This is a genomic window from Roseomonas sp. CECT 9278 (assembly GCF_918698155.1).
Taxonomy (GTDB): domain Bacteria; phylum Pseudomonadota; class Alphaproteobacteria; order Acetobacterales; family Acetobacteraceae; genus Neoroseomonas.
In genome coordinates this window covers 17,339-39,921 of the sequence record NZ_CAKKLX010000019.1, presented here as the reverse complement: position 1 = coordinate 39,921, position 22,583 = coordinate 17,339, and the positions used below count along the sequence as shown (strand labels likewise).

General features: G+C 71.8%; 18 protein-coding genes and 1 pseudogene. 9 read left to right on the top strand and 10 right to left on the bottom strand.

Annotated features, from left to right (window positions below):
* Window positions 1–23 precede the first annotated feature (23 nt).
* From LQ222_RS13850 to LQ222_RS13825, 6 genes are all read left to right on the top strand, one after another.
* The gene (locus LQ222_RS13850; RefSeq protein ID WP_230167225.1) at window positions 24–989 is read left to right on the top strand and encodes a tripartite tricarboxylate transporter substrate binding protein; all 966 of its coding nucleotides are present in this window, start codon (window positions 24–26) and stop codon (window positions 987–989) included.
* Complete coding sequence (locus LQ222_RS13845; RefSeq protein ID WP_230167223.1) at window positions 989–1,447, top strand: (2Fe-2S)-binding protein; 459 nt, start codon at window positions 989–991, stop codon at window positions 1,445–1,447. The genes LQ222_RS13850 and LQ222_RS13845 overlap by 1 nt, the downstream gene beginning before the upstream one ends.
* Window positions 1,444–3,567, top strand: coding sequence for a xanthine dehydrogenase family protein molybdopterin-binding subunit (locus LQ222_RS13840; protein WP_230167222.1), 2,124 nt, complete (start codon window positions 1,444–1,446; stop codon window positions 3,565–3,567). Before LQ222_RS13845 ends, LQ222_RS13840 begins: the two co-directional genes overlap by 4 nt.
* Window positions 3,564–4,526, top strand: a complete 963-nt coding sequence (locus LQ222_RS13835; protein ID WP_230167221.1) for an ABC transporter substrate-binding protein — start codon at window positions 3,564–3,566, stop codon at window positions 4,524–4,526. Before LQ222_RS13840 ends, LQ222_RS13835 begins: the two co-directional genes overlap by 4 nt.
* A 60-nt stretch (window positions 4,527–4,586) precedes the next feature.
* Window positions 4,587–5,549 carry a tripartite tricarboxylate transporter substrate binding protein gene (locus LQ222_RS13830; protein WP_230167219.1) on the top strand — a complete coding sequence of 321 codons (963 nt, stop codon included), beginning with the start codon at window positions 4,587–4,589 and terminating at the stop codon, window positions 5,547–5,549.
* 174 nt (window positions 5,550–5,723) lie between these two features.
* On the top strand, window positions 5,724–7,304 hold the full coding sequence (locus LQ222_RS13825; RefSeq protein WP_230167217.1) for an ABC transporter substrate-binding protein: 1,581 nt from the start codon (window positions 5,724–5,726) through the stop codon (window positions 7,302–7,304).
* 59 nt (window positions 7,305–7,363) lie between these two features.
* On the opposite strand, the gene LQ222_RS13820 is transcribed toward LQ222_RS13825, so the two are convergent.
* The 6 genes and pseudogenes from LQ222_RS13820 to queA all read right to left on the bottom strand — a co-directional run.
* Window positions 7,364–7,921: a VUT family protein gene (locus tag LQ222_RS13820; RefSeq protein WP_230167215.1), complete on the bottom strand. Its 558-nt coding sequence runs from the start codon at window positions 7,919–7,921 to the stop codon at window positions 7,364–7,366.
* Complete coding sequence (gene queC / locus LQ222_RS13815) at window positions 7,918–8,604, bottom strand: 7-cyano-7-deazaguanine synthase QueC (protein WP_230167214.1); 687 nt, start codon at window positions 8,602–8,604, stop codon at window positions 7,918–7,920. Before queC ends, LQ222_RS13820 begins: the two co-directional genes overlap by 4 nt.
* Window positions 8,601–9,677, bottom strand: coding sequence for a tRNA epoxyqueuosine(34) reductase QueG (gene queG / locus LQ222_RS13810; protein ID WP_230167212.1), 1,077 nt, complete (start codon window positions 9,675–9,677; stop codon window positions 8,601–8,603). Before queG ends, queC begins: the two co-directional genes overlap by 4 nt.
* Window positions 9,625–10,086, bottom strand: coding sequence for a preQ(1) synthase (gene queF / locus LQ222_RS13805; RefSeq protein WP_230167210.1), 462 nt, complete (start codon window positions 10,084–10,086; stop codon window positions 9,625–9,627). The genes queG and queF overlap by 53 nt, the downstream gene beginning before the upstream one ends.
* The gene (gene tgt, locus LQ222_RS13800) at window positions 10,083–11,201 is read right to left on the bottom strand and encodes a tRNA guanosine(34) transglycosylase Tgt (RefSeq protein ID WP_230167208.1); all 1,119 of its coding nucleotides are present in this window, start codon (window positions 11,199–11,201) and stop codon (window positions 10,083–10,085) included. Before tgt ends, queF begins: the two co-directional genes overlap by 4 nt.
* 218 nt (window positions 11,202–11,419) lie before the next feature.
* Window positions 11,420–12,526: pseudogene (gene queA, locus LQ222_RS13795) on the bottom strand (tRNA preQ1(34) S-adenosylmethionine ribosyltransferase-isomerase QueA); the annotation flags it as partial.
* A gap of 66 nt (window positions 12,527–12,592) precedes the next feature.
* Between queA and LQ222_RS13790 the strand changes: the two are divergent.
* Window positions 12,593–13,579: a hypothetical protein gene (locus tag LQ222_RS13790; protein WP_230167207.1), complete on the top strand. Its 987-nt coding sequence runs from the start codon at window positions 12,593–12,595 to the stop codon at window positions 13,577–13,579.
* Between the two features lie 9 nt (window positions 13,580–13,588).
* Here the strand turns inward: LQ222_RS13790 and LQ222_RS13785 are convergent, their stop codons facing one another.
* The 4 genes from LQ222_RS13785 to LQ222_RS13770 all read right to left on the bottom strand — a co-directional run bounded on the left by LQ222_RS13785 (window position 13,589) and on the right by LQ222_RS13770 (window position 18,662).
* The gene (locus LQ222_RS13785) at window positions 13,589–13,969 is read right to left on the bottom strand and encodes a hypothetical protein (protein ID WP_230167205.1); all 381 of its coding nucleotides are present in this window, start codon (window positions 13,967–13,969) and stop codon (window positions 13,589–13,591) included.
* A 73-nt stretch (window positions 13,970–14,042) separates the two neighbouring features.
* Window positions 14,043–15,665, bottom strand: a complete 1,623-nt coding sequence (locus LQ222_RS13780; RefSeq protein WP_230167204.1) for a hydantoinase B/oxoprolinase family protein — start codon at window positions 15,663–15,665, stop codon at window positions 14,043–14,045.
* Window positions 15,662–17,725, bottom strand: a complete 2,064-nt coding sequence (locus LQ222_RS13775; protein WP_230167202.1) for a hydantoinase/oxoprolinase family protein — start codon at window positions 17,723–17,725, stop codon at window positions 15,662–15,664. The genes LQ222_RS13780 and LQ222_RS13775 overlap by 4 nt, the downstream gene beginning before the upstream one ends.
* Window positions 17,718–18,662 (bottom strand): tripartite tricarboxylate transporter substrate binding protein, encoded by a 945-nt coding sequence (locus LQ222_RS13770; RefSeq protein WP_230167200.1) that lies wholly within the window; start codon window positions 18,660–18,662, stop codon window positions 17,718–17,720. Before LQ222_RS13770 ends, LQ222_RS13775 begins: the two co-directional genes overlap by 8 nt.
* A 151-nt stretch (window positions 18,663–18,813) precedes the next feature.
* On the opposite strand from LQ222_RS13770, the gene LQ222_RS13765 reads away from it, so the two are divergent.
* Window positions 18,814–20,505 carry a hydantoinase B/oxoprolinase family protein gene (locus LQ222_RS13765; RefSeq protein WP_230167197.1) on the top strand — a complete coding sequence of 564 codons (1,692 nt, stop codon included), beginning with the start codon at window positions 18,814–18,816 and terminating at the stop codon, window positions 20,503–20,505.
* Window positions 20,502–22,574 (top strand): hydantoinase/oxoprolinase family protein, encoded by a 2,073-nt coding sequence (locus tag LQ222_RS13760; protein WP_230167195.1) that lies wholly within the window; start codon window positions 20,502–20,504, stop codon window positions 22,572–22,574. The genes LQ222_RS13765 and LQ222_RS13760 overlap by 4 nt, the downstream gene beginning before the upstream one ends.
* The last annotated feature ends 9 nt before the right edge of the window (window positions 22,575–22,583 follow it).

Sequence of the window (22,583 nt, the reverse complement as noted above, 5' to 3'; positions counted from 1 at the left end):
GACACGAACGGGAGGAACGAAGCATGGTGGACCGCAGGACGGTGCTGGCGCTGGGCGCCGCAGCACTGGCGGGCGGGCGCGGCGCCGCGGCGCAGGCCTGGCCCACGCGCCCCATCCGCATCGTGGTGCCCTTCGGCCTTGGCGGGTCGGCCGATGTCGCCGGGCGCTTCCTCCAGGAACCTTTGCAGCAGGCCTTCGGCCAGCCGGTGGTGATCGAGAACCGCCCCGGCGCCGGCGGCACCATCGGCGCCGATGCGGTGGCCAAGGCCGCCCCGGATGGCCACACGCTGCTGCTGATGTCGAACACGCACACGGCGAACGAAACGCTGCTGCCCAACCGCCCCTATGTGCTGATGCGCGACCTGTCCGCGGTGGCCTTCATCAACGTGGCGCATCACGTGCTGGTGGTGCATCCCTCACTCGGCGTGAACTCGCTGCCGGAACTGATCGCCTATGCGAAGGCGAATCCCGGGCGGCTCGACTACGCTTCCTCCGGCCCCGGCACGCCCTATCACGTGGCGGGCGAGATCTTCCGCGCCATGGCGGATATCCAGGTGACCCACATCCCCTTCCGCGGGTCGAACGAGGCGCGCACCGCGCTGATCGCCGGCCAGGTGCCGATGATGTTCGACGCCATTCCCACCATGGCCGAACAGGCGCGCGGCGGGCGCGTGCGGGCGCTGGCCACCACCGGCCCGCAGCGCAGCCCGCTGCTGCCGGATGCGCCGACGGTGGCCGAGGTGCTGCCGGGCTACGAGGCCAGCATCTGGCTCGGCCTGATGGCGCCGGCGGCGACGCCGCTGCCGATCCGCGAACGCATCGCCGCCGAGGTCAACCGCATCATGGGCCTGCCCGCGACGCGCGAGGCGCAGACCCGCGCCGGCGCGCTGGTCAACCCGATGTCGGTCGAGGCCTTCGACCGCTTCCTGCGCGAGGACATCGCCCGCCAGGCCGAGGGCATCCGCATCGCCCGCATCACCGCGAACTGATGGTCGCCTTCACGCTCAACGGCGCGGCGGTGTCGGTGGCCGACGACGGCGCGCCGCTGCTGCATGTGCTGCGCGGGGAGCTCGGCCTGTCCGGCCCGCGCCTGGGCTGCGGCGCGGAAGCCTGCGGCGCCTGCGTGGTGCTGGTGGATGGCGCGCCGGCCCATGCCTGCACCCTGCCGGCGCAAGCGGTCGCGGGGCGCAGCGTGACGACGGTGGAAGGGCTTGGCACGCCCGCCGCGCCGCATCCATTGCAGCGCGCATTCCTGCACGAGCAGGCGGGGCAGTGCGGCTTCTGCCTGTCCGGCATCCTGGTCGCGGCCGTGGCGCTGCTGGCGCGCGATCCCGACCCGGACGACGCGGCGATCCGCGCGGCGCTCGACCCGCATCTGTGCCGCTGCGGCAGCCACAACCGGATCGTCCGCGCGGTGCGGCGCGCGGCGGCGGAGATGCGCGCATGAGCGACCTCGACCGCCGCGCCGCGCCGCCGGGGAAGCTGCCGGGGAGCCTGGCGGCGACCCCGCGGCTCGATCGCTGGCTGGCCTTCGCGCGGGAGGGGCATGTCACGGTCACGCCGGGGAAGGTGGAGCTCGGCCAGGGCATCCTGACCGCGCTGGCGCAGATCGTCGCGGAGGAGCTGGATGTCGCGCTGCCGCGCGTGCGCGTTTCCGCGGCCAGCACGCCGGGCAGCCCGAATGAAGGGGTGACCTCGGGCAGCCTGTCCGTGCAGGACAGCGGCATGGCGCTGCGCCATGCGGCGGCGGCGGCGCGCGCCATCCATCTGGAAGTGGCGGCGCAGCGCAGCGGCGTGCCGGTCGAGGCGCTGCGGGTCGAGGACGGCGCCTTCCTGGCGCCGGATGGGCGCGTTGTCGCGTCCTACTGGTCGCAGGCCGATGCCGCGCTGCTGGCCTGCGAGGCGCCGGCCGATGTGCGCGCCAAGCCGCCGGGCGCGCGGCGCGTGGCGGGCACCTCGGCGGCGCGCATCGACCTGCCGGACAAGGTGTTCGGCGCGGCGCGCTTCCTGCACGACCTGCGCCTGCCGGGCATGCTGCATGCCCGCGTGGTGCGTCCACCGGCCCGCCGGGCGCGGCTGGTCACGCTGCCCGACGACGCGCTGCCTGGCGGCGCCGGCATCGCGCGCGACGGCGCCTTCCTCGCGGTGGTCGCCGCGACGGAGCACGCTGCCGAGCGCGCCGCGACGCACCTCGCCGCGCGCTGCCGCTGGGACGCCGAGGACACCCTGCCGCCGCAGCACGCGCTGGCCGACTGGCTGCGCGCCGCGCCCGGCGACCGCGCCGTGGTGCTGGAGCGCGACGAACCCGCGGGCGCGCCGGCCAGGACGCTGCGCGCGAGCTTCTCGCGCCCCTATGTCACGCATGCGTCGATCGGCACGTGTTGCGCCGTTGCGCGCTGGCAGGGCACGACGCTGGAGGTCTGGACCCATTCGCAGGGCGTCTACAACCTGCGCGCGGATCTCGCGAAGGCGCTCTCCATGGCGGAGGACGACATCCTGGTCCGTCACATGGAGGGTGCCGGCTGCTACGGCCACAACGGCGCGGACGATGTGGCGCTGGATGCCGCGCTGGCGGCGCGCGCGGCACCGGGGCGGCCGGTGCGGCTGCTGTGGTCACGGGCGGAGGAACTCGGCTGGGGGCCGGTGTCCTCGGCCATGCTGGTCGACATCGAGGCCACGCTGGACGCCACCGGCAGCATCGCCGAATGGCGCGAGGAGGTGATCAGCCACGGCCATTCCTCCCGCCCCGGGCGCGGCGCGCTGCCGACCCTGCTGGCGGTGGAATACATGGACCCGCCGCGCGAGATCCCGAATGCGATGAACCCGCCGCTGGCCTCGGGCGGCGGGGCGCAGCGCAACGCGGTGCCGGCCTATCGCATCCCGAAGCTGACCATCGGGGTCAAGCACATCGCGCGGATGCCGCTGCGCGTCTCGGCGCTGCGCGGGCTGGGGGCGCCGGCGAATGTCTTCGCCATCGAATCCGTGATGGACGGGCTGGCGGCGCTGAACGGGGAGGACGCGCTCGATTTCCGCCTGCGCCACCTGGATGACCCGCGCGCGCGGGAGGTGCTGGCGCTGGCCGCCGGGATGGCCGGCTGGCGCGGACGCGCGCGGCGCGAGGGCTTCGGCATGGGCCTGGCCTACGCGCGCTACAAGCACACCGGCGCGCTGTGCGCGGTGGCTGCGGAGGTCGAGGCGCTGGACCGCGTGGTCTGCCGCCGCCTGTGGATCGCCGCCGATGTCGGCGAGGTCATCAACCCCGACGGCGTGGCCAACCAGTATGAGGGCGGCGCCATCCACGGCGTGTCGATGGCGCTGCACGAGGCGGTCGCCTTCGATGCCCGCATGGTCACCAGCACCGACTGGGACAGCTACCCGATCCTGCGCTTCAGCGAGGTGCCGCAGGTCGAGACGCGGCTGATCGCGCGACCCGAGGAGAAGCCGCTGGGGGCCGGGGAGGCGTCGCTCGCGCCGACCATCGCCGCCATCGCGAATGCCATCCACGATGCGCTCGGCATCCGTCCGCGCGCCATGCCCTTCACGCCGGAGAACCTCGCGGCCTCATGATCCCGCTGACCCTTGCCTGCACGGCCTCCGACCGCACCAGGCCGCTGATGGACGGCCGCTTCCGCGTGAATGGCTGCGACATCACCTTCATCCCCGGCGAGCCGGAGGACATCTTCCGCCGCGCGCTGCGCGACCGCGCCTTCGAGGTGTCGGAACTGTCGATGGGCAGCCACATCGTCACCACCGCGCGCGGCGACAGCCCGTATGTCGGCGTGCCGGTGTTCCTGTCGCGCGCCTTCCGCCATTCCGCCGTCTATATCCGCACCGACCGCGGCATCCGATCGGCCGCCGACCTTGCTGGCCGCACCATCGGCCTGCCGGAATACCAGCAGACGGCCGCGCTCTGGGTGCGCGGCTTCCTGCGCGAGCACTATGGCGTGGACACGAAGGGCATCGCCTGGCGCACCGGCGGCGAGCGGGTGGCGATCACGCTGCCCGCGGGCTTCGACGTGCAGCCGCTGGGCCGTGACCTGGAGGCGGCGCTGGAAGCCGGCGAGATCGATGCGCTGATCGGCCCGCGGCCGCCGCGCTGCTTCCTGGAGCGTTCCGCGCCGGTTGACCGCCTGTGGCCTGACACACGCGCGGAGGAACAGGCCTGGTTCGGCAGTACCGGCTTCTTCCCGATCATGCATTGCCTCGCGGTGCGGCGCGACGTGGTGGAACGCCACCCGTGGCTGCCGGTCGAACTGTTCCGCGCCTTCGCCGCGGCCAAGGCCGCCTCCATCGCCGAACTGCGGCTGGTCAACGTGCTGCGCGTCTCGCTGCCCTGGATCGCCGCCGAGGCCGAGGCGCAGATCGCCGCCATGGGTGGCAACCCCTGGCCCTATGGCTTCGCGCGCAATCGCGAGGAGATCGCGGCGATGATCCGCTACGCCGTGGCCGATGGGCTCGCGGCGCAGGCGATCCCGCCCGAGGCGCTGTTCCACCCTTCGGTGCTGGAGCTTGCCGACGTTGCCTGAAGGCTTGCCCTGGCGGCGCGCGCGCCTCATCACTGGCGCAATTCCACCGGGAGAACGCCCATGACCCGCCTGACCCGCCGTGCCGTTCTTGGCGCCGCCGCCATCCTCGCCGCGCCTGCCGTGCGCGCGCAGGGGGCCTCCATCCGCATCGTCGTGCCCTTCGCGCCGGGCGGGTCCACCGATGCCGTCGCGCGGCTGGTGGCACCGGGGCTGACGCAGCGCCTGGGTGCCCCCGTGGTGATCGAGAACCGCAGCGGCGCCGCCGGGTCGATCGGCACCGATGCCGTGGCGAAGGCGCGCCCGGATGGCCAGACCTGGCTGCTCACCTTCGACAGCCACGCGACGCTCGCGGCGCTGATCCCGCAACTGCCGTTCAATCCGGATCGCGACCTCGATCCCGTCATGCTGATCGGCGGCGCGCCCTATGTGCTGGCGTCCAAGCCGGACAAGCCGTTCCAGTCGATCACCGATGTGGTGAACGCGGCGCGTGCGCGGCCGGATGCGGTGTCCTTCGGGTCCACCGGCAATGGCACGATCGGCCACCTCACCATGGTCCTGCTGCAGGGCCAGACCCGCACGCGCATGACGCATCTGCCGTATCGCAGCGGCGGCCTTGCCGTGAACGACACCGTGGCCGGGCATGTCGACATGATGATCGGCTCGGCCGCGGTGGTGCATCCACATGCGCGGTCGGGCACGCTGCGGACCTTCGCGCAGTTCGGCCCGCAGCGCCTGCCCGCGCTGGCCGACCTGCCGACCGTGGCGCAAGCCGGCCTGCAGGGGCTGGAGGCGGAGGCCTGGTGGGGCGTGTTCGCGCCGCATGGCACGCCGCAGGATGCTGTCGCGCGCATGAACGCCGCGCTGAAGGAATCGCTGTCCGAGGAGCGCGTCCGCACCACCATGCAGGATGTGCAGCAGGCGCGCCTGATCATGTCCTCCCCCACCGAGCTCGGCACCTTCGTGCAGCGCGAGGTGGCGAAGTGGGGTGCGGTGGTGCGCGAGAACAACATCCGCGCGGACTGACGCGCGGCCTGCGCCGCTTCGCGGCAGGGTGCGGTCATCGCCGCTCCGCGGCACATTCGTCGTCTGCCGCTCCGCGGCACATTCCTAGTCTGCAGCTCCGCGGCACGGGGATTGCTGATCCCGAGCGATGCGCGCAGGCTTCCATGCGCATCGCCCCGGACGGAGACCCCTGCCATGCAGCGACGCTCGCTTCTCGCGGCCACCGGCGCCGCGTTCCTCGGCGGACCCGCGCTGGTCCGCGCGCAATCCGCCAGCACGCTGCGCTTCACGCCGCAGCAGGACCTGGTGACGCTCGATCCCGTCACCACCACCGCCTATGTCTCGCGCAACCACGGCTACATGGTGTTCGACACGCTGTACGGCATGGACGCCGCCTACCAGGCGACGCCGCAGATGGTGGACGGCCACACCATCGAGAATGACGGCAGGCTATGGAACCTGACGTTGCGCGAAGGCCTGCGCTTCCACGACGGCGAGCGCGTGTTGGCGCGCGACTGCGTGGCGTCGATCCGCCGCTGGGCGCGCCGCGATCCCTTCGGCGCGACGCTGATGGAAGCGACGGACGAGCTCTCCGCCCCCGACGACCGCACCATCCGCTTCCGCCTGAAGCAGCCATTCCCGCTGCTGCCGATCGCGCTCGGCAAGGCGTCGGTCCCGGTCTGCGCCATGATGCCCGAGCGGCTGGCGAACACCGACCCGTTCCGCCAGGTGAGCGAGATGGTCGGCTCCGGCCCCTTCCGCTTCAAGGCGGATGAACGCGTCCCCGGCGCGCTGAATGTCTACACGAAGTTCGAAGGCTACGTGCCGCGGCGCGACGGCGCGCTGGCCTGGACCTCGGGCCCCAAGGTCGTGCATTTCGACCGCGTCGAATGGCACGTCATGCCGGATTCCAGCACCGCCACCAACGCGCTGGTGGCGGGTGAGCGCGACTGGCAGGAATACGCCTATCACGACCTGCTGCCGCAGCTGCGCCGCGCGCGCAACGTCACGATACGCGTGCTCGATACCTCGGGCTTCGTGGGCATGGTGCGCGTCAATCACCTCCAGCCACCCTTCGACAACCCCGCCATCCGCCGCGCGCTGTGGGGTGCCATCGACCAGACCGCCTGCATGCAGTCCCTGGTCGGCAGCGACACCAGCCTGATGCACGTCCCGCTCGGCTTCTTCGCGCCAGGCACGCCGATGGCGTCGGACGCCGGCCTCGACGTGCTGCGCGGCCCGCGCGACTACGCGAAGGTGCGCGCCGACCTGCGCGCCGCCGGCTACCGCGGCGAGAAGGTGGTCTTCATGATCCCCTCAACCTCCGCCCCCAACGCCGCCATGGGCGCGGTGATGGAAGACCAGTTCCGCCAGGCGGGCATGGACGTCGAGATCTTTTCGGTCGAATTCAACGCCATGCTCCAGCGCCGCAACCGCAAGGGGCCGGTCAGCGACGGCGGCTGGTCCGCCTTCATGACCAACTGGGCCGGCACCGACTGGCTCAACCCCGCCGGCCACATCGCGCTGCGCGGCAATGGCGAGGCCGGATACGCCGGCTGGGCGACCATGCCGCGCATCGAGGAGTTGCGCGACGCCTGGTTCCGCGCCCCCGACCAGGCCGCCCAGCAGGCAATCTGCCGCGACATCCAGCTCGAAGCGATGAAGGAAGTGCCCTATTACCCGGCGGGGCAGTATCTGCAGCCGACGGCGTATCGCAGCAATATCACCGGAATCCTGGAAGGCTTCGCGACCTTCTGGAACGTACGGCGCGCATAAAGGCGAGGGGCTCCGCCCCCTCGACCCCCGCCAGGGGGCTGCGGCCCCCTGGACCGCGGTTACACAGGCAAAACACCCCGCAAGGCATCACGGCGACGCAACAACGCCACCAAGGGCAACGACAGCAGCACCATCCACGCCTTGCCCACCACCTGGCCCGACAGGAATTCCAGGCTGCCGAAGGCCAGCCACAGGAACACCACGCTGTCGACCACCAGGCCAACCACGCTGCTCGCCGCCACCGCCATCACCAGGCCCCGCCGCTGCAACGGCGTGAACACCGCAAGGTCAGCGAACTCGCTCAACAGGAACGCCACCGCCGAAGCCACCACCAAGGCCGGCGGCGCCACGAAGCCCGACAGCGCGGCACCGGCCAGCACCGCCAGCGCCGCCCAGCCCACGCCAAGCCGCCGCTGCACCAGATCCCGCAACACCAGCGCCAACCCGATCATCAACACGCCCGACGGTGCCATCAGCCCCGGCGCCACAGGCACCAGGCAGGGCCCACCAGGCACGCAATACGTCCCGACATTCCCGATCAGCCAATTCGCCAACGGGATGCACAGCCCGAAGCCGATCAGCGCCAGCACGCCCTCGCCACGCGGGGTCACTTTCATAGCCGCTCCGACACGAAATCCTGCCAACCCCTGGCGCGCAAATCACAAGCCGGGCAGGTGCCGCAGCCATAGCCCCAGGGATGACGATGGGTCCGGTCACCCAGGTAGCAGGTGTGCGTATGCTCGACCACCGCATCCACCAGCGCTCGCCCGCCGAGCGTCTCCGCCAGCCGCCAGGTATCGCCCTTGGTCAGCCACATCAGCGGCGTGTGCAGCACGAAGCGGCGTTCCATCCCCAGGTTCAGCGCCACCTGCAACGCCTTGATGGTGTCGTCGCGGCAATCCGGATAGCCGGAGTAATCCGTCTCGCACATGCCGGCGACGATGTGCTTCAGCCCGCGCCGATAGGCCAGCGCCGCCGCAAAGGTCAGGAACACGATGTTGCGCCCGGGCACGAAGGTATTGGGCAGGCCCTCGGCGCCCATGGCGATCTCCGCCTCGCGCGTCAACGCGGTGTCGGAGATGGCACCCAGCGCATCGAGCCGCAGCAGGTGGTCAGGCCCAAGCCGCGCGGACGGCACCGCCGCGCGGAAGGCGTCGCGCACATCGAGCTCCACGCGGTGCCGCTGGCCGTAGTCGAAGCCGAGGGTTTCCACATGCGCGAAGCGATCGAGCGCCCAGGCGAGGCAGGTCGCGGAATCCTGCCCGCCGGAGAACAGCACCAGCGCGGCGTCATCCCTCATCGCAGGCCCTCCAGCCGTTCCGCCGCCCAGCGCGCGGCCTCGGCCACCACCGGGTCGGCATCCTCGCACAGCGCCTGAGCGGTTTCGCGCAGCGACGCATCCGCCGAATTGCCCACCGCCACCATCACGTTCCGCACGAAGCGGTCGCGCCCGATGCGCTTGACCGGGCTGCCCGAGAACATCGCCCGGAACGCGCCATCATCCAGCGCCGCGAGGTCCGCCAGCAACGGCGCGCGCAAGGCATCCCGCGGCGCGAAGGCTGGTTCGCTATGCGCCTGCGCGAACTTGTTCCACGGGCACACCGCCAGGCAGTCGTCGCAGCCATAGATGCGATTGCCCATCAGCGGCCGCAGCGCGACATCGATCGGTCCGCGGTGTTCGATCGTCAGGTAGGAAATGCAGCGCCGCGCATCCAGCTCATACGGCGCCGGAAACGCCGCGGTCGGGCAGGCATCGAGGCAGGCGCGGCACGACCCGCAATGGTCGCGCTCCGCCTCGCCGGCGCCGAGGTCCAGCGTGGTGAAGACTTCGCCGAGAAACAGCCACGACCCCAGGCCGCGCGACACCAGGTTGGTATGCTTGCCTTGCCAGCCCAGCCCCGCCGCCTGCGCCAGCGGCTTCTCCGCCACCGGCGCCGTATCGACGAACACCTTCACCCCGGCGTCGGGCCAGCGCGCCACCATCCAGCGCGCCAGCGCCTTCAGCCGCTTCTTCAGCACGTCGTGATAGTCGCGGTTGCGCGCATAGACGCTGACGGTGGCGCGGTCGCGCTGCGCCAGCGTTTCCAATGGATCGGAGTCCGGCCCGTAGTTCAGGCCGAGCACGACGACGGACACCGCCTCCGACCACAACGCCTGCGGATGCGCGCGCTGTTCCGCGCGATCCGCCATCCATCCCATCGACCCGTGGCGGCCTTCCGCCAGGAAATGCATCAGCCGTTCCCGGACTTCCGCGCCGAGATGCGCGCGCGCAAACCCCACGGCATCGAAGCCGATGGACAGCGCCTCCGCGCGAATGGCGTCAGCCGCGCCCACGATAAGGCTGGACCTCCTGCGCCGGGATCCACACCGCATCCGGCGGCGCGCCGGATTGCCAGAACACGTCGATCGGAATCCCGCCGCGCGGATACCAGTAGCCGCCGATCCGCAGCCACACCGGCGCCAGCAGCGCGACCAGCCGCTGCGCGATATCCAGCGTGCAGGCTTCGTGGAAGGCGCCGTGGTTGCGGAAGGACGCCAGGTAGTTCTTGAGCGACTTGCTCTCGACGATCCATTCGCCCGGCACGTAGTCGATCACCAGATGCGCGAAATCCGGCTGGCCGGTGAGCGGGCACAGCGAGGTGAATTCCGGCGCGGTGAAGCGCACGCAGTATCGCAACCCCTGGTGCGGCGCGGGGACGCGTTCCAACACCGCGTCCTCGGGGCTGCGCGGCAGGGCGGTGGGTTGGCCGAGCTGCGTCAGGCCGGAATAATCCTCGCTCATGCGGCCTTCTCCTCGCTCCAGGCGGCGTCGATGCGCGCCGCGGTGGCTTCGAACGTCCCGGCCAGGATCGCCGCGCGCAGTTCGGCCATCAGGTCCTGATAGTACTGGATATTGTGCCAGGTCAGCAGCATCGGCCCGAGCATCTCCCCTGCCTTGAACAGGTGATGCAGATAGGCACGCGAATGCCGCGCGCAGGCCGGGCAGGCGCAATCGGGGTCGAGCGGGCGGTCATCCTCGGCATGGCGGGCGTTGCGGATGTTGATCACGCCGCGCCGGGTATAGGCCCGCCCGGTGCGGCCCGATCGGGTGGGCATCACGCAGTCGAACATGTCGATGCCGCGGCGCACCGCGCCCACCAGGTCGGCCGGCGTTCCCACGCCCATAAGGTAGCGCGCGCTGCCCACCGGCAGCAGCGGTACGGTGCTGTCCAGCACGCCGAACATCATCTGCTGGCCTTCGCCAACGGCCAGCCCGCCCACGGCGTATCCCTCGAAGCCGATGCGGGTGAGTGCCTCCACGCTTTCCGCGCGCAGCGCCGGGAATACGCCGCCCTGCACGATGCCGAACAGCCCGTGGCCGTCGCGCGGGGTGAACGCCTCCCGCCCGCGCGCCGCCCAGCGCATCGACAGCCGCATCGATGTCGCGGCCTGCGCCTCGGTGGCGGGGAAGGGCGTGCATTCGTCGAAGGACATCGTCACGTCGGCGCCGAGCAGGCGCTGGATCTCGATGCTGCGCTCCGGCGTCAGGCGGTGCTTCGACCCATCCACATGGCTGCGGAAGGTCACGCCGTCCTCGTCCATCTTGCGCAGCCCGGACAGCGACATGACCTGGAAGCCGCCGGAATCCGTCAGGATCGGGCCGTGCCAGTCCATCATGCGGTGCAGGCCACCCAGGCGCGCGACGCGCTCGGCACCCGGGCGCAGCATCAGGTGATAGGTGTTGCCGAGCACCATGCGCGCGCCGGTGGACCGCACCGCATCCGCGGTCATCGCCTTGACCGTGCCCGCGGTGCCGACCGGCATGAAGACCGGCGTGGGCACCTCGCCATGCGCGGTGTGCAGCACCCCGGCGCGTGCGGCGCCGTCGGTCGCGGCGCGGGTCCAGTGCAGCGTCATGGCGCGCGCTCCAGCGTCGCGTGGTTGTCCGCGCGTTCCAGCGTCGCGTGGTTGTCCGCGCGCTCCAGCGTCGCGCGGTTGTCCGCGCGCTCCAGCGTCGCGCGGTTGTCCGCGCGCTCCAGCGTCGCGCGGTTGTCCGCGCGCTCCAGCGTCGCGCGGTTGTCCGCGCGCTCCAGCATCGCGCGGTTGTCCGCGCGCTCCAGCGTCGCGCGGCAATCCGCGCGCCCCAGCAGCGACGCATCGCCATACGAATAGAAGCGATACCGCTGCGCTACGGCATGGTCATACGCCGCCGTCATGCGCCGCGTGCCGGCGAAGGCGCAGACCAGCATGAACAGCGTGCTGCGCGGCAGGTGGAAGTTGGTCATCAGCAGGTCGGCGCTGCGGAAGACGTGGCCGGGCAGCAGGAAGATGTCGGTCAACCCGCGGAAGGTCCGCACCGTCCCGTCCTGGTCCACCGCGGATTCCAGCAGGCGCAGCGCGGTGGTGCCGATCGCGACCACGCGCCCGCCCGCTGCGCGCGCGGCGTTGATGGCGGTGGCGGCCTGGTCCGTGACCTCGCCCCATTCGGCGTGCAGGCGGTGCGCGCGCGGGTCGTCCGTGCGCATCGGCAGGAAGGTGCCGGCGCCGACATGCAGCGTGACGGTCGCGCGCCGCACGCCGCGCGCGTCCAGCGCCTGGATCAGCGCCGGCGTGAAGTGCAGGCTGGCGGTGGGCGCGGCAACGGCGCCGGGGCGTTCGGCGAAGATGGTCTGGTAGTCGGCCGCGTCCTCGGCGCGCGGGCCCTCGGCGCGGGTGATGTAGGGCGGCAGCGGGATCTCGCCGGCCTGGTCGAGCGCCGCGGCCAGCGCCGCCTGGTCGGGGCCGAAATCCAGCATCACCGCGCCGTCCTGCGGCGCCGAGAGCACGGTCGCGCAACAGCCGGGCGCGCCGTCGATCGTGATGATGTCGCCGGCACGCAGCCGCCGCGCATTGCGGACCAGTGCGTGCCACACCCCACCGGCCTCGGCGCGGTTCAACATGACCTCGATGCGCGCGGCGCCGCGGCGCGCGCGCAGCCGCGCGGGGATCACCCGCGTGTCGTTCACCACCATGATGTCGCCGGGGCGCAGCAGGGATGGCAGGTCGCGCACGCCGGCATCGGCCAGGCCATCGGGGCGCACCACCAGCAGGCGCGCGGCATCGCGCGGCCGCGCGGGGGCCTGGGCGACCAGGTCCTCGGGCAGGTGGAAGTCGAAATCCGCGGTACGGAGCGGGGCGGCGGCGTCGGGCACGGCGGGGGGGCCGTACCGCCTGGGGCGCGCCGGCGCAACCGCCGCTGTCATGGAGCCGTGATGGCGGGGCGGCGCCGGCCGCGCGATGCTGGCCCATTGCCCCGCCGGAGTCCCGCGATGCGCCTGTTCCTTGCCCTGCTGTTGCTGGTCGCCGCCCCCGCCGCGGCGGAGCCCTTCCGCTTCGTCGCCTTCGGCGACATGCCCTATTGCAGTCCGGCGCGGCCGCAGGACTGCCCGGCCGAGGAAGGCCGCGTCGCCGCCCTGATGCGCGAGATCAACGCCGCCAGCCCGGCCTTCAGCATCTTCGTGGGCGACACCAAGGGCGGGTCGGAGGTCTGCACCGACGCCACGGTGCTGCGCGCCTTCGCCTGGATGTCGTTGGCGAACCACCCGCTGGTCTATACGCCCGGCGACAATGAATGGACCGATTGCTGGCAGGATCGCGGCGGGCGCTTCGATCCGCTCGAGCGCCTGGCGCTGATCCGCGCGCGCTTCTTCCGCGATGCCGCCAGCCTGGGCCGCCGGCCGATGCCGCTGACGCGCCAGGCCGATGCCGACGCGGCGCATCGCCTGTTCGTCGAGAATGCGCGCTGGGCGCGGGACGGGGTGGTGTTCGCGACGCTGCACGTGACCGGCAGCAACAACAACCTGCCGACCGAACCTGGCGAGACCCCGCCATCCCGCCCGCCCGAAGGCGCGCGCGAGGAATTCGCCGCGCGCAATGCGGCCAACCTCGCCTGGCTGGGCGCGACCTTCGCCGAGGCCCGGCGGAGCGATGCGCGCGCCGTGGTGCTGGCGATCCAGGCCGAGATGTACTTCGCCGAGCGTTGCGGCCGCGGCCAGGTGAGCGGCTTCCGCGACCTGCGCGAGGCGCTGGCGCGCGAGGCCGCTTCCTTCGCGCGCCCCGTCCTGCTGGTGCATGGCGACATCCACACCTGGCTGCAGGACCGCCCGGTGCCGCAGGCGCCGAACCTCACGCGCATCATGGTCCCCGGTGCCGAGGACACGCGCGCGGTGGTCATCGAGGTCGATCCCGCCGCCGCCGATCCCTGGACCTTCCGGCTGATCGGCCCGACCGACCGCGTGCGGACCAACCCCTGCTGAGCGGCCGCGTCAGCCGGCGCCGGCGCGGCGGCGGAACTGGAACTGCCGTTCGCAGACGCGCCCGCTGAAGGTGGCCGTCATGGTCGACCCCGTCGCCTGGCCGGAGAAGCGGTTGGGGCCGTTGACGATCTCGAACCGGCCATCGGCGCCGATCGGGCCGTTGAAGTCGATGCCGGTGCGCGGGTCGTAGGGGAAGGCGATGCGCCCGCCCTGGATGGTGAAGCGGCGGTCCATGGTCTCCGGCCCGCAGGCGGTGCCGGTGCCGCGGTTCTGGGTGAGCCGGCCGGTGCCACCCCAGGTGCCGTCGAAGGCCGCCGCGCCCTGCGCCTGCACCGGCGGCGCCGTGGCGATGGCGGCAAGGCCAAGGGCCGCGATGATGAGCGGTTTCATGCTGCGTCTCCCGCGTGTTCGACCGGCACGGCCAAGGCTCGCATGGTGATTCCGGGCGCGCAACCGTGCCCGGTCAGTCGCGCGTGTAGCCCAGCGCCGCGTCGCGCCGCGCCGCGGTGGCGTCGCGCTCCGCCGGGTCGCCATGGCCGCCGCCGCCGGGCATCTCCACCACCAGGCGGTCGCCGGCCGGCACGACGTGGAAGCCTTTCGGCTTGAGGTCCGCACCGGATCTCAGCGACAGCCGCCCGCGTGCGCCGTCCGCGCCGCCGGCCCGTCCGCGCGCCGGGTGCTTCACCCGTTCGAAGGTGGCGAAGATGCCGAAGGGCTCGCCGTCGCGCCGCCCGACCTCGATCACCTGGCCGAGCCCGCCGCGGAAGCGCCCCGCACCGCCCGAGCCCTCGCGCAATTCCTTCTTCCAGATGACCAGCGGCGTGATCGCTTCCGTCACTTCCACCGGCACGTTGCGCACGCCCGAGGGGAAGGGCGTGGCCGACAGCCCATCGAGGTTCGGCCGCGCCCCCGTGCCGCCGGAATGGAAGGACGTGACCATGAAGGCCGGCCCGGTCGGCCCGGTATAGCCCGGCCCCGCGCCGAGCTTGAGGTTCCACAGGTTGGACGTGCCCTCGGCCGGCACCCGGCCGGGGATCGCCTGGTCCAGCGCCCCATAGACCACGTCGGGCAGCATGTGCCCCATGGTCGATCGCGCGGTGACGGGGAAGGGGAAGGGCGCGTTGACGATCGACCCCTCCGGCGCGGTGACGATGACGGCATCGAGCGTGCCGGCGTTGTTCGGGATCTCGGCGCCGACGAGGCACTTCACGCCGAAGGCGGTATAGGCCTCAGTGTAGCAGAGCGGGCAGTTGATGCCGAAGGGCACGGCGGCGGAGGTGCCGGCATAGTCCACCGCGATGTGGTCGTCGGCGATGGTGACGGTGGCGTGCAGGTCGATCGGGTCGGTCACGCCGTCGATGCGCATGTGGGACTTCCAGGTGCCCTTGGGCAGCTTCTGGATGGCGGCGGTCATGCCTGCGCGGGATCGCGTGATGATGTACTCGCCCAGCGCATCGAGGTCCGCGAGGCCGTGTTCCGCCATCATGGCGGACAGGCGGCGCTCGCCGGTCTCGTTGCAGGCCATCAACGCGAAGACGTCGCCTTCCACCTGCACGGGTTCGCGCACATTGGCGCGGATGATGCGCATGACCGTCTCGTCCACCACGCCTTCGCGGGCGAGCGGGATCAGCGGGATGAACAGGCCTTCGTGGAAGACCTGCTTGCCCTCGGCGGATTGCCCCACGCCGCCGATATCGACCAGGTGCGTCGTGGACGAAAACAGCGCGACCAGCTTGCCGTCGTGAAACGCCGGCGAGGTCACCACCAAATCGTACAGGTGCCCGGTGCCCTTCCACGGATCGTTGGTGATGTAGTGGTCGCCCGGCTTCATGGTGTGGACCGGGAATTCCCGGATGAAATGCACGACGCTGCGCGCCATGGAATTCACATGGCCGGGCGTGCCGGTGACGGCCTGCGCCAGCATCCGGCCGTCCAGGTCGAAGACGCCGGCGGAGATGTCGCCGGCCTCGCGCGCCGAGGTCGAAAACGCCGTTCGCACCAGCGTGCGGGCCTGTTCCTCGACGACCGAGAGCAGGCGATTCCACATCACCTGTTTGCGGATATCGGTGGCGGCGATGGCGGTCATGCGCTGGTCTCCAGCACGATCTGGTGCAGGGCGTTGATGCGGGCGCGCATGCCGCGCGGCACCACGGTGGTGGTGCCGTCCTCGACGATCAGCGCGGGGCCGGGCAGGGCCATGCCCGGCGCCAGCGCGGTGCGTTCGTGCACCGCGGCGGGTTCGGTGGCGCCGGTCGCGGGGTCGGTCACGTCGCGCGTGCCGGCCGCGGCGGGCGCGGCGCGCGGCGGCGGATCGGCAGCGCGCGAGGGCAGCGCACGGGCCGCGGACAGCGACAGCGCGAAAGTCATCGCCTCGACTTCCAGGCGCGGGATAACGCGGCCGAACAGCGCGGTATAGGCGGCCTCGAAGCCCGCGCGCAGCGTGGCGGCGTCATCGACGGTCAGGGCGCGCGCGGGCAGCGCCACCGCGATCTCGTGCCCCTGGCCGCGATAGCGCATGAAGCCGGTGCGCGTTTCGGTCAGCGTGGCCTCCGGCGCGCCCATCCGCACGACGGCTTCCGCTTCCGCGCGCATCTCGGCGAACAGCGCGTTCAGCATCGCCGCGTCGAAGCCATCGAGGCGCATATGCCGGCTGCGCACGACCTCATAGGCGATCGGTGCGCGCAGGAAGCCGTGCGCGGAACCAACGCCCGCGCCCACCGGCACCACCACCTTCGCGATGCCGAGCTTCGCCGCCAGCCGCGCCGCATGCAGCGGTGCGGCGCCGCCGAAGGCGATCATGGCGCGCCCGGCGGTGTCCTTGCCGTTCTCCACCGCGTGGACGCGCGCGGCGTTCGCCATGGTCTCGTCGACGATCTCGGCGATGCCGACCGCGCCCTGGCGCGGGGCCATGCCGGCGATCGCACTGCCCACCGCCGCTTCCGCGCGCGCGACGTCCAGCCCGATCGAACCACCGGCGAAGCGCGACGGATCAAGCCGCCCGAGCGCCGCATCCGCATCCGTCACAGTCGGCTGCGTCCCGCCGCGCCCGTAGCAGGCCGGCCCCGGCACGGATCCCGCGCTGTCCGGCCCCACCAGGATGCGGCCCAGCGCATCGACCCGCGCGATGGACCCGCCGCCGGCGCCGATCTCGACCAGTTCGATCACCGGGATGCGCACCGGCAGGCCGCTGCCCTGGATGAAGCGGTAGGCGCGCGCCACCTCGAAGGATCGCGACCGCTGGAATTCCAGCGCGTCGATCAGCGTGAGCTTCGCCGTGGTGCCGCCCATGTCGAAGGCGAGCACGGCGTCGAGCCCGTTCTCCGCCGCGACCGCCTGCGCCAGGATGGCACCGCCGGCCGGGCCGGATTCCACCAGCCTGACCGGAAACCGCTTCGCGGTGTCCACGGTGGTGACCCCGCCCGAGGACATCATCAGCAGCAGCGGGCAGCCCATGCCCGCATCCTTCAGCCCGGCTTCCAGCGCCGCGAGATACCGCCCCATCAGCGGCAGCACATAGGCATTCGCGATGGTGGTGCTGGCGCGTTCGTATTCGCGGATCTCGGGTGCGACCTCGCAGGACAGGGTGATGGCGGCGTCGGGCATTTCCTCCGCCAGGATGGCGCCGGCGCGGCGTTCATGCGCCGGGTTGGTGAAGGAATGCAGGAAGCAGACGGCCACCGCCCCAATGCCGCGCGCGCGCAGCGTGCGTGCCGTGGCGCGCAGCGCATCCTCATCGAGCGGCAGCAGCACCGACCCATCGGCGGCGATGCGTTCCGGCACGCCCAGGCGCAGGTCGCGCGGCACCAGGGGTTCCGGCCGCTGCATCGACAGGTCGTATTGTTCGAAGCGGTGTTCGTAGGCCATCTCCACGGAATCGCGGAAGCCCTCGGTGGTCAGCAGCGCGGTCGGCGCGCCCTTGCGTTCGATCAGCGCATTGGTCGCGAGCGTCGTGCCATGCACCACCAGCGCGATGTCGCCCGGCGCGCAGCCGGCGGCGGCCAGGATGGCACGCGCGCCCTCCAGCACCGCGCGTTCCGGCGCCTCGGGCGTGGTCAGCAGCTTCATCTCATGCGTGCCGGAGGGTGTTTCCAACACCAGGTCCGTGAAGGTGCCGCCGATGTCGACGGCCAGGCGTGACTCACCCATCGATACGAATATTCCCCCTGCGGACCACGCCTTCCCACCGCGCGGAATCGGCGCGCAGGAAGGCCGCGTAGTCGTCCAGTTCCATCACCGCCGGGTGCAGCCCGGCCTCGTCGAAGCGCCGCGCCGTGGCGGGGTCGCGCATCACCTTCACCACCGCCGCATGCAGCGGGCGCAGGATGGAAGGCGGCGTGCCGGGCGGGGCGGCCAGGCCGTACCAGTTCTCGCTCTCGTAGCCCGGCACGCCCTCGGCCACCGCCGGCGCATCGGGCAGCAGCGGCCAGCGCGCGGGCGAGGTCACCGCCATGGCGCGCGCATTGCCGCCGTTGATCACCGCCAGCGTCGCCGGGTCGCCGAAATAGACATCCACCACCTTCGCCGCGAGGTCGTTCAGCGCCGGCCCGGTCCCGCGATAGGGGATGTGCAGCATCCGCAGCCCGGCCATCTGGTTGAACAGCTCGCCGGTCAGGTGCTGGCTGGTGCCCGCGCCGCCGGAGGCGTAGCGCAGCTCCTGCCGCTTCGCGAGGTCGAGGAACTCCGCCAGCGTGCGCGCGGGAAGGTCGGTCCGCACCGCCACGATGAAGGGCATCCGCACCAGCCGCGTGACATGCGCGAGGCCGAGCGCATCATAGGGCAGCGCGCGCAGATGCGGCCCCGCGGTGATGGTGCCCGCGCCGGTCAGCGACAGCGTGAGGCCATCGGCTGCGGCGCGGCTCATGGCCTCGACGCCGATCACGCCGCCGGCGCCGCCGCGGTTCTCCACCACCACGGGCTGGCCCAGTTCGCGCGACAGCGGCTCGGCCAGCAGCCGCGCCGTCAGGTCGACGCCGCCGCCGGGCGGGAAGGGCGCGATCAGGCGGATCGGGCGCGCCGCCTGGCCGCGCGCCGTGGAGGGAAGCGCCAGGGCGGCTGCGATCAGGCCGCGACGAGGGATGCGCATGCGCATTGCTCCGTTGGTGGACGGAGGATGGCGCGTCCATCGGCGCGCCGAAAGCCCCCATGCGGCGGATGGTGCAAACCGCACGCCGTGCGGCATTGACAGCCGTCGCGGAACGGCCGCAGCGTTTCGTGGCGCAGCATGGGATGGTGACATGGCCGAGGCGAGTGCACCCGAGGGTTCCGCGCGCCAGCGCGACCCCATCGCCTTCGAGCTGTTCCGCAATGCGCTGTTCTCGATCGCGGACGAGATGGCGCTAACCATCCATCGCACGACCTATTCGGCGGTGCTCAAGGACAACATGGATTATTCGACCGCCTTCTGCGACGCGCAGGGGCGGCTGGTGGCGCAGGGGCTCACGCTGCCCTCGCATCTGGGCTCGATCCCCGAGGCGCTCGCGGCGGTGATGCGCCGCTATGGCGACGACATGCACGAAGGCGACGTCTTCGCGTTGAACGATCCCTTCGAAGGCGGGATGCACCTGCCCGACATCTTTGTCTTCAAGCCGATCTTTGTGGATGGCGTTCGCATGGCGATCGCGGCGACCATCTGCCACCACACCGATGTGGGCGGGCGCGTGGCGGGGTCGAACGCCTCCGACAGCACCGAGATCTACCAGGAAGGCCTGCGCATCCCGCCGCTGCGCATCATTTCGCGCGGCGTGCACGACCCGGTCTTCTTCGGCATCCTGGAACGCAATGTGCGCGTGCCGGCGATGGTGATGGGCGACCTGCGCGCGCAGCTGGCCGCCTGCACCATCGCCGAGCGCGCCTTCGCCGAGCTGGTCGGCCGCTTCGGCGCCGCGGACACCACGGCCTACATGAACGACGTGCTGGACTATGCCGAGCGCCTGGCGCGCGCGGCCATCGCCGATCTGCCCGACGGCGAATGGTCCTTCGAGGACTTCATGGACGATGACGGCGTGGAAGTCGGCAAGCCGATCCCGCTGCGCGTGCGCGTGACCAAGCAGGGCGACGGGATCACGGTGGACTGGACCGGGTCCTCGGCGCAGGTGAAGGGGGCGATCAATTCGACCTTCTCCTTCACGCGCAGCGCGTCCTATTGCGCGATCCGGTCCATCCTGCCGACCGGCATCCCGAACAACGAGGGCTATTTCCGCGCCATCGAGGTGATCGCGCCGCCGGGCACCATCACCCATGCCGTGCTGCCGGCCGCCGTCGCGGCGCGCGGGCTGACCGGCTTCCGCATGGTCGATACGCTGTTCGGCGCGCTGGCGCAGATGCTGCCCGACCGCGTCGGCGCGGCCGGCGATGGTGGCAATACCGGCGTGTCGATCGGTGGCTACGATGCACGGCGCAAGCCCTACATCTACGTGGATTTCACCTGCGGCGCCTGGGGCGGGCGGCCCTGGGCCGATGGGCTGGACGGCAATTCGCATATGTTTGCCAACATGGCCTGCCCGTCGATCGAGGTGGTCGAGGCCGAGCAGCCGATCGAGATCCTCTGCTACGAATTCGTCCCCGACCGCGCGGGCGCGGGGCAGTTCCGCGGCGGCGTGCCCTTCGCGCGCGAGTACCGGATGCTCGAGGAGGAGGGCGTGCTGCAGGTCCGTTCGGACCGCCGCGTCTTCCCGCCCTTCGCGCTGGCTGGCGGCAAGCCGGGCGCCGCGTCGCGCAACTACCTGTTGCGTGGCGGCCAGTGGCAGGACCTGCCGTCGAAGTTCTGCATCCCCTTCCTCAAGGGCGACGTGTTCCGCCACGAATTGGCGGGCGGCGGCGGCTGGGGCGATCCGGCGGCGCGCGATCCGGCGGCGGTCGCGCGAGACCTGCGAAACGGGTTGCTCAGCCCCGGGGTCGCCGCGCGCGACTACGGAGCGACGCCATGAGGGGCTTTCGCGTCGGCGTCGATATCGGCGGCACCTTCACCGACATCGTGCTGCTGGATGATTCCGGGCAGCTTTCCACGCGCAAGGTCTCGACCAACGACGCCGACCACGCGGGCGCCATCGCCGAGGGGCTTGCCGCGGCCTTCGCGCAGGCCGGGCTGTCGCCGGCCGCCGTGGCCGAGGTGCTGCACGCCACCACCATCGGCTCCAACGCCATCCTGGAGCGCAAGGGCGTGCGCACCGGGCTGATCACCACGCGCGGCTTCCGCGACGTGCTGGAGATCCGCACGCTGCGCATGCCGCGCCTGTACGACCTGCGCTGGGAGAAGCCGCCGCCGCTGGTGGAACGCGACCTGCGTCTGGAGGTGACGGAGCGCCTGGCGGCCGATGGCGCCATCCGCATCCCGCTGGATGTGGCCGAGGCCGAACGCGCCGTCGTCGCCCTGGTCGATGCCGGGGTCGAGGCGATCGCCGTCTGCCTGATCCACGCCTATGCCAACCCCGCGCATGAACGCGCGATCGGCGACATCGCGCGCCGAATCGCGCCGCACATCAGTGTGTCGCTGTCGCACGAGGTGCTGCCGGAGCGGAAGGAATACGAACGCACCTCCACCACCGTCATCAACGCCTACATCCGCCCGATCCTGGCGCGCTACCTCGACAGCCTCGCGGCGCGGCTCGGCACCGACGGCATTGCCGCGCCGCTGATGATCATGCAGTCGAGCGGCGGGCTGATGGGGGCGGAGGAAGCGGCCTCGCGCCCCGTGCATGCGGTGGAATCCGGCCCCGCCGCCGGCGTGGTCGGCGCGCGGGCGCTGGCGCTGCGTTGTGGGCTGCCGCAGGTGGTCTCCTTCGACATGGGCGGCACCACCGCCAAGGCCGGCATCGTCGAGGACTACGAAGTGGGTCGCGCCGCGGAATACGCGGTGGGTGCCGGCATCATGGTGGGGTCGCGCCTGCTGACCGGCGCGGGGTATGTTCTGAAGGTGCCGGCCATCGACCTGGCGGAGGTGGGCGCGGGTGGCGGTTCGCTGCTGCGCGTGGATGCCGGCGGCGGGCTGGTGGTGGGCCCGGAAAGCGCGGGTGCGACACCCGGGCCGGTCTGCTACGGGCGCGGCAACCAGCAGCCGACCGTGACCGATGCGAACCTGGTGCTGGGCTATCTCAACCCGGGCGCGCTGGTGGGGGGCGCGCTGGCGCTCGATGCCGCGGCGGCGCATCGCGCGATTGCGGAGCGGCTCGCGGCACCACTGGGCGTGGCGCCGGAACAGGCAGCCTATGGCGCGCATGCCGTCGCGGCGAGCAATATGATCCGCGCCATCAAGGCGGTGTCCTCCGAACGCGGGCGCGACGTGCGCGGCTATGCGCTGGTGGCGTTCGGCGGCAACGGACCGCTGTTCGCCGCCGGCATGGCACAGAGCCTGGGGATGAAGCGCGTGCTGGTGCCGCCCTCGGCCGGCGTGTTCTCCGCGCTTGGCCTGCTGTGCTCGGATGTCGAGGTGCATCTGTCGCGCACCTGGCGGGCGATGCTGCGCGGCGTCGATGCCGCGGCGATGCAGGCCGCATTCGACGCCCTGGCGCATGAGGCCGGCGCGCGGCTGGAGCGCGACGGCTACGCGGCCGCGCGGCGCGAGATCCGCCGCGCCGCACTGATGCACTACAAGGGCCAGTCCTTCGACCTGGCCGTGCCGGTCGAGGCCGGCCTGCCCGACGCCGCGGCGCTGGAAGAACACTTCCACGCCGAGCACGAACGCACCTATGGCCACCGCGCCGGCGCCGATGAACCGATCGAGGTGGTCGGGCTGCAGGTGGTCGGCCGCGGGCTGGCGGAGAAGCCGCGCATGCCCGAACGACTCTCGGCCGTGGCTGAAGGCCCGCCGCTGGCCCCGCGCCGCGCGTATTTCGGCGCCGATGCGGGCTGGATCGAGACGCCGGTTCTGCGTCGGTCCGCGCTGGCGACTGCGCGGCATGGTCCCTGCATCATCGAGGAATACGACGCGACCTGCCTGGTGCCGCCGAATGCGCGCGCATCACTGGACGATTTCGGGAATATCGTGATCGACTTGTGACCGGCACCG

Bases quoted from the DNA above. Each gene is read 5' to 3' on its own strand.
- LQ222_RS13765 (WP_230167197.1), top strand. From the start codon at position 18,814: ATGGCCGAGGCGAGTGCACCCGAGGGTTCCGCGCGCCAGCGCGACCCC.
- LQ222_RS13820 (WP_230167215.1), bottom strand. From the start codon at position 7,921: ATGAAAGTGACCCCGCGTGGCGAGGGCGTGCTGGCGCTGATCGGCTTC.
- LQ222_RS13825 (WP_230167217.1), top strand. From the start codon at position 5,724: ATGCAGCGACGCTCGCTTCTCGCGGCCACCGGCGCCGCGTTCCTCGGC.
- LQ222_RS13850 (WP_230167225.1), top strand. From the start codon at position 24: ATGGTGGACCGCAGGACGGTGCTGGCGCTGGGCGCCGCAGCACTGGCG.
- LQ222_RS13760 (WP_230167195.1), top strand. From the start codon at position 20,502: ATGAGGGGCTTTCGCGTCGGCGTCGATATCGGCGGCACCTTCACCGAC.
- LQ222_RS13840 (WP_230167222.1), top strand. From the start codon at position 1,444: ATGAGCGACCTCGACCGCCGCGCCGCGCCGCCGGGGAAGCTGCCGGGG.
- LQ222_RS13775 (WP_230167202.1), bottom strand. From the start codon at position 17,725: ATGGGTGAGTCACGCCTGGCCGTCGACATCGGCGGCACCTTCACGGAC.
- LQ222_RS13780 (WP_230167204.1), bottom strand. From the start codon at position 15,665: ATGACCGCCATCGCCGCCACCGATATCCGCAAACAGGTGATGTGGAAT.
- tgt (WP_230167208.1), bottom strand. From the start codon at position 11,201: ATGACGCTGCACTGGACCCGCGCCGCGACCGACGGCGCCGCACGCGCC.
- LQ222_RS13845 (WP_230167223.1), top strand. From the start codon at position 989: ATGGTCGCCTTCACGCTCAACGGCGCGGCGGTGTCGGTGGCCGACGAC.
- queF (WP_230167210.1), bottom strand. From the start codon at position 10,086: ATGAGCGAGGATTATTCCGGCCTGACGCAGCTCGGCCAACCCACCGCC.
- LQ222_RS13770 (WP_230167200.1), bottom strand. From the start codon at position 18,662: ATGCGCATCCCTCGTCGCGGCCTGATCGCAGCCGCCCTGGCGCTTCCC.
- LQ222_RS13835 (WP_230167221.1), top strand. From the start codon at position 3,564: ATGATCCCGCTGACCCTTGCCTGCACGGCCTCCGACCGCACCAGGCCG.
- queC (WP_230167214.1), bottom strand. From the start codon at position 8,604: ATGAGGGATGACGCCGCGCTGGTGCTGTTCTCCGGCGGGCAGGATTCC.
- LQ222_RS13830 (WP_230167219.1), top strand. From the start codon at position 4,587: ATGACCCGCCTGACCCGCCGTGCCGTTCTTGGCGCCGCCGCCATCCTC.
- LQ222_RS13790 (WP_230167207.1), top strand. From the start codon at position 12,593: ATGCGCCTGTTCCTTGCCCTGCTGTTGCTGGTCGCCGCCCCCGCCGCG.
- LQ222_RS13785 (WP_230167205.1), bottom strand. From the start codon at position 13,969: ATGAAACCGCTCATCATCGCGGCCCTTGGCCTTGCCGCCATCGCCACG.
- queG (WP_230167212.1), bottom strand. From the start codon at position 9,677: ATGCGGTGTGGATCCCGGCGCAGGAGGTCCAGCCTTATCGTGGGCGCG.